The 4,441-nt window shown below is 73.1% G+C and carries 7 protein-coding genes and 1 pseudogene; 3 read left to right on the top strand and 5 right to left on the bottom strand.

Annotated elements, in window-relative coordinates; all coding sequences use genetic code 11:
- Window positions 1-244 precede the first annotated feature (244 nt).
- Window positions 245-1,330 carry an S-(hydroxymethyl)mycothiol dehydrogenase gene (locus A6Q79_RS11310; protein WP_317698300.1) on the top strand — a complete coding sequence of 362 codons (1,086 nt, stop codon included), beginning with the start codon at window positions 245-247 and terminating at the stop codon, window positions 1,328-1,330.
- Window positions 1,330-1,968 (top strand): MBL fold metallo-hydrolase, encoded by a 639-nt coding sequence (locus A6Q79_RS11315; protein ID WP_067853031.1) that lies wholly within the window; start codon window positions 1,330-1,332, stop codon window positions 1,966-1,968. The genes A6Q79_RS11310 and A6Q79_RS11315 overlap by 1 nt, the downstream gene beginning before the upstream one ends.
- Window positions 1,969-1,980: 12 nt before the next feature.
- Here the strand turns inward: A6Q79_RS11315 and A6Q79_RS11320 are convergent, their stop codons facing one another.
- The gene (locus tag A6Q79_RS11320) at window positions 1,981-2,556 is read right to left on the bottom strand and encodes a TetR/AcrR family transcriptional regulator (protein WP_067853032.1); all 576 of its coding nucleotides are present in this window, start codon (window positions 2,554-2,556) and stop codon (window positions 1,981-1,983) included.
- An 81-nt stretch (window positions 2,557-2,637) separates the two neighbouring features.
- Here A6Q79_RS11320 and A6Q79_RS11325 point away from each other — a divergent pair, with 81 nt between their 5' ends.
- Complete coding sequence (locus A6Q79_RS11325; protein ID WP_067853035.1) at window positions 2,638-3,129, top strand: FBP domain-containing protein; 492 nt, start codon at window positions 2,638-2,640, stop codon at window positions 3,127-3,129.
- Between the two features lie 3 nt (window positions 3,130-3,132).
- Here the strand turns inward: A6Q79_RS11325 and A6Q79_RS11330 are convergent, their stop codons facing one another.
- The 4 genes and pseudogenes from A6Q79_RS11330 to A6Q79_RS11345 form a co-directional block, all read right to left on the bottom strand.
- A complete protein-coding gene (locus A6Q79_RS11330) occupies window positions 3,133-3,336 on the bottom strand; it encodes a DUF3618 domain-containing protein (RefSeq protein ID WP_067853038.1) in 204 nt (67 codons plus the stop codon).
- A complete protein-coding gene (locus A6Q79_RS11335) occupies window positions 3,333-3,722 on the bottom strand; it encodes a phage holin family protein (protein WP_067853040.1) in 390 nt (129 codons plus the stop codon). The genes A6Q79_RS11330 and A6Q79_RS11335 overlap by 4 nt, the downstream gene beginning before the upstream one ends.
- On the bottom strand, window positions 3,719-4,132 hold the full coding sequence (locus A6Q79_RS11340) for a hypothetical protein (protein WP_067853043.1): 414 nt from the start codon (window positions 4,130-4,132) through the stop codon (window positions 3,719-3,721). The genes A6Q79_RS11335 and A6Q79_RS11340 overlap by 4 nt, the downstream gene beginning before the upstream one ends.
- A 96-nt stretch (window positions 4,133-4,228) precedes the next feature.
- A pseudogene (locus tag A6Q79_RS11345) lies at window positions 4,229-4,441 on the bottom strand (DUF2236 domain-containing protein); the annotation flags it as partial.

Below are 4,441 nucleotides of genomic sequence, written 5' to 3' on the forward strand. Positions count from 1 at the left end.
CACCAGGGCGGCGGCCGAGGCGGTGCCGAGGGCGGCGCGGTTACGGCGTACGACCCTGGCTCGCTCGCGCACCGCGCTCACGTCGAGCCCGCCGTCCGGGGCCCGGTCCGCTGCCGCACGCAGCGTCCCGATGAGGAGCTGCTCCTCGTCCATCGCTCCACCTCCGCAGGTCCGCCCACGACCATGAGACGCGCGCCCCGGACGGATGGTTGGAACCGTCGGCGGAATCGGCTTGAGTGATCCCATGCAGCAGGTGCAGGCCGTCGTGGCCATGAGCAAGGGCGCCCCCGTCGAGGTCGTCACCATCAACGTCCCTGACCCCGGCCCGGGTGAGGCGGTCGTGCAGGTGCAGTCGTGCGGGGTGTGCCACACCGACCTGCACTACCGCGAGGGTGGCATCAACGACGAGTTCCCGTTCCTGCTCGGGCACGAGGCGGCCGGTGTCGTGGAGTCCGTGGGCGAGGGCGTCACCGAGGTGGCGCCGGGCGACTTCGTCGTCCTCAACTGGCGGGCCGTGTGCGGCGACTGTCGCGCGTGCCGACGCGGACGCCCGCAGTACTGCTTCGCCACCTTCAACGCTGAGCAGAAGATGACGCTCGTCGACGGCACGGAGCTCTCCCCCGCGCTCGGCATCGGCGCCTTCGCCGAGAAGACCCTCGTCGCCGCTGGGCAGTGCACGAAGGTCGACCCCGAGGCCGACCCAGCCGCCGTCGGCCTGCTCGGCTGCGGCGTGATGGCCGGCATCGGCGCCGCCATCAACACCGGCGGCGTGGGTCGCGGCGACTCGGTCGCGGTGATCGGCTGCGGCGGCGTGGGCATCGCCGCGGTGGCCGGCGCGAGGCTCGCCGGCGCGGCCAAGATCATCGCCGTCGACCTCGACCCGCGCAAGCTCGAGCAGGCGAAGGCGCTGGGCGCCACGCACGTCGTCGACGCCTCGAAGGACGACGTGGTCGAGACCATCCAGGAGCTCACCGACACCTTCGGCGCCGACGTCGTCATCGAGGCCGTCGGGCGCCCCGAGACGTGGGAGCAGGCGTTCTACGCCCGCGACCTCGCTGGCACCGTCGTCCTGGTCGGCGTGCCCACCCCTGACATGAAGATCCCCGAGGTGCCGCTCATCGACGTGTTCGGGCGCGGCGGCTCGCTCAAGTCGAGCTGGTACGGCGACTGCCTGCCGAGCCGCGACTTCCCGATGCTGGTCGACCTCTACCGCCAGGGTCGTCTCGACCTCGACGCCTTCGTCACCGAGCGCATCGGCATCGACGACGTCGAGGCGGCGTTCGACAAGATGCATCGCGGCGACGTCCTCCGCTCGGTGGTGATGATCTGATGGCGCCAGCAGCACGGGTGCAGAAGGTCGTCACGTCGGGCCAGTTCGAGCTCGACGGCGGCAGCTGGGACGTCGACAACAACGTGTGGCTGGTCGGCGACGACAGCGAGGTCGTGGTGGTCGACGCCCCGCACGACGCCGACGCCATCGCCGCGGCCGTCGACGGTCGCTCGGTGCTGGCCATCGTGCTCACGCACGGGCACAACGACCACCTCAACGCCTCGGTGCGGCTGCGCGAGCTCACCGGCGCACCGATCTGGTTCCCGCCCGCCGACACCATGCTCTGGGAGGCCGAGCACGGCCGGGAGGTCAAGCCCGACCACGACCTCGTCGACGGCACCACCTTCTCGGTCGCCGGCAGCACCCTGCGAGCCATCGCGACCCCGGGCCACTCGCCCGGAAGCACGTGCCTCTACGCCGAGGACCTCGGGGTCCTGTTCAGCGGCGACACCCTGTTCCAGGGCGGCCCGGGCGCGACGGGCCGCAGCTACTCCAGCTTCGAGACGATCGTCGCGTCCATCCGCGACCACCTGCTGACGCTGCCCGACGACACCGTGGTGCACACCGGGCACGGCGACGACACGCGCATCGGCGACGAGGCACCGCACCTGCAGGAGTGGATCGACCGGGGGCACTGACACGTCGGCCGGTCAGGCGCCGTCCTCCGGCCAGTGCCGGAGCGCGACGTCGAGGGCGTCGACGGCTCGCCGCCAGCTGACGTCGGCCTCGGGGTTGCTGTGCTCGAACGCCCCGGAGGCCTGCAGCGCGGTGAAACCGTGCACCGTCGAGCCGACGAGCCGGACGGCGTGCACCCGCTCGCGCTCGGGCACGGGGTAGCCGCGCAGCACCGCCGTCACCAGGTCCGTGTGGCGGCGGCCGGCGGCGAGGGCGGGCGAGTCGGCGTCGACCGCACGTCGGGTCGCGGCGTACCGACCGGGGTGCTCGGTCGCGTACGTCCGGTAGGTATCGGCGAGCGCCTGCAGCGCGTCGCGGCCGGACCGGCCGGCGAGGGCCGCCCCCACCCGGTCGGCGAGCTCGTCGAGCGCCAGGGTCGTCACGCCCTCCCGCAGGGCCTCGGCGCCCGCCACGTGGGCGTAGAGGCTGGGTGTCCGCACGCCGACCGACCGGGCGACGGCCGAGGGGGTCACCGCGTCGAGGCCTTCGCGATCGGCGAGGTCGGCCGCCGCGGTCAGGACGGCGGCGGTGGAGAGTCCGGCTCGGGGCACGGCACGACCCTACCAGCACGCCTGAGTATGTTAGGTTGATGCCTAACAGCATTAGGCAAAGTCACGACGCGAGGAGGGACCATGCAGCCGCTCGACCCGCGCCAGGTGCGCGCCAGCATCGTGAACAGCTCGCGGAGCAGGATCGCGACGATGACGCTGCCCGCGCCGTGGCCGCCGGACCGCCTCGACGAGCGCGACTACCTCGGCTGGATCGACCCGAAGGCGCCGCTGCGCGCCTACGTCGTGCTGGGCGAGGAGATCGTCGCCGAGCCGGTTGGCGTGGAGCTGCGGTTGGCCGACTCGACAGGACCGGCACGCACCACGCTGTGCGACTGGTGCCGCACCGACGACGGCACGTCGACCGCACGTCTGGTGGTGGCGCGCCGTGCCGGGCCGCGCGGACGCGCCGGCGACACGGTCGGCCAGTACGTCTGCGGTGACCTCGCCTGCTGGACGCGGGTGCGCCGGCCGCTCAAGGCGCACGAGAAGTCGGTCACCGGCGCGCCGGACCTGCGCGTCGACGACCTGCGTCGTCGCGTGCTGGAGTTCGTCGACCGGGTGCGGGCGGGCTGAGCCTCAGCCGCGACGCAGGAGCACGATGCCGACGACGGCCGCCACGGCGGCGCCGACAAGGATCGCGATCCGACCCTTGTCGGCCTCGGCGACGGCCTCCTGGGCCCGTCCCTTGACGTCGAGCTTGTCGCCGAGCGCGTCGACGGTCTCGGCGAGGTGCTCGCGGGTCGCGTCGATCTCGGCCTCGAGGCGGGCGCGGTCGCTCATGGGTGGTCTCCCTTCGCGGCGGCCACGTCGGCCTGCACGCTCTCGACCCTGGCGGCCGGCGCCTGGGTCACCTTCGTGACGTTCCGCTTGCCGACGAGGGCGGCGACTCCCGCGACCGCGAACAGCACGACGGCCACGATGAGCGCGGCGAGCCACGGGTCGGTGACGTTCGCCAGGCCGAGCACGGCGGCGCTGATCAGCACGCCCAGCCCGTACAGGGCGATGACGCCCGCGGCTCCGAAGAGTCCCGCGCCGACGCCGACGCGCTTGCCCGCCTGGGCGAGGTCGTCCTTGGCGAGCTGCATCTCGGCGCGGATCAGCGTCGAGATGTCCTCGGTGGCCTGCGCGATGAGCCGTCCGGTCGACTCGTCCGACGGGGAGGTCACAGGCGCCTCGTGCGCGGCTCGGCGAGGTCGGCGGCGGTCGGCGGGTTGTTGGCCGGTCGCGTCGACGTGACCTCGGTGTCGGCCTCCGCGAGGGCGGCGTCGACGTCGTAGGAGGCGTCGGCCGGGTCGGTCGAGACGCGAGCGTCGTCGGAGCCGTGGCCCTTGACGACGTCGGCGACCTTGGAGCCTGCGGCGCTGGCGGCGGACGAGGCCGCGTCGGCGGCGGCCGAGCCGGCTGCGCTGGCGGCGCTCTTGGCAGCGTCGGCCGCGTGGTCGACACCGCTCTGGACGGTCGGTGAGTTCCAGACCTTCTGGGTCTGGGTGCGGATCTGGTCGTAGCGCTCGCGGCCGGCGCGCGTGCCGAGCACGTAGCCGGCGACGCCGGCAGCCGCGATGAACAGCTTGTTCACGTCAGGTTCCCCTTCGCAGACGACTCCCCCATGGTGGAACACACAGAGGTCCACAGCATCCCGGGAGTCGCCACGTCCCGCAACCGCAGGGAGGGATCACGAAGCCGGCGGACGCTCCGGCGGCGTCATGGCCCAACGGATCGACCGCGTGACGACCTCGCCCCCGATCCGCACGGCGCTCGCCTCGGCGACGGGCAGGTACGGCAGACGCAACGGCCAGCGCGTCCAGCGCGGCATGAGACCGACGGCCGCCGCCGCGAGCACGCCGTACGGCACGCGTACGGCGAGCGGCACCGGCGGGTGCACCAG

It is taken from the genome of Aeromicrobium sp. REDSEA-S32_B7, from assembly GCF_001626145.1.
Classification (GTDB): Bacteria; Actinomycetota; Actinomycetes; order Propionibacteriales; family Nocardioidaceae; genus Aeromicrobium; species Aeromicrobium erythreum.

Excerpts from the sequence above, each read along its gene's own strand:
- A6Q79_RS11310 (WP_317698300.1), top strand. The coding sequence starts at position 245 with ATGCAGCAGGTGCAGGCCGTCGTGGCCATGAGCAAGGGCGCCCCCGTC.
- A6Q79_RS11315 (WP_067853031.1), top strand. The coding sequence starts at position 1,330 with ATGGCGCCAGCAGCACGGGTGCAGAAGGTCGTCACGTCGGGCCAGTTC.
- A6Q79_RS11325 (WP_067853035.1), top strand. The coding sequence starts at position 2,638 with ATGCAGCCGCTCGACCCGCGCCAGGTGCGCGCCAGCATCGTGAACAGC.
- A6Q79_RS11330 (WP_067853038.1), bottom strand. The coding sequence starts at position 3,336 with ATGAGCGACCGCGCCCGCCTCGAGGCCGAGATCGACGCGACCCGCGAG.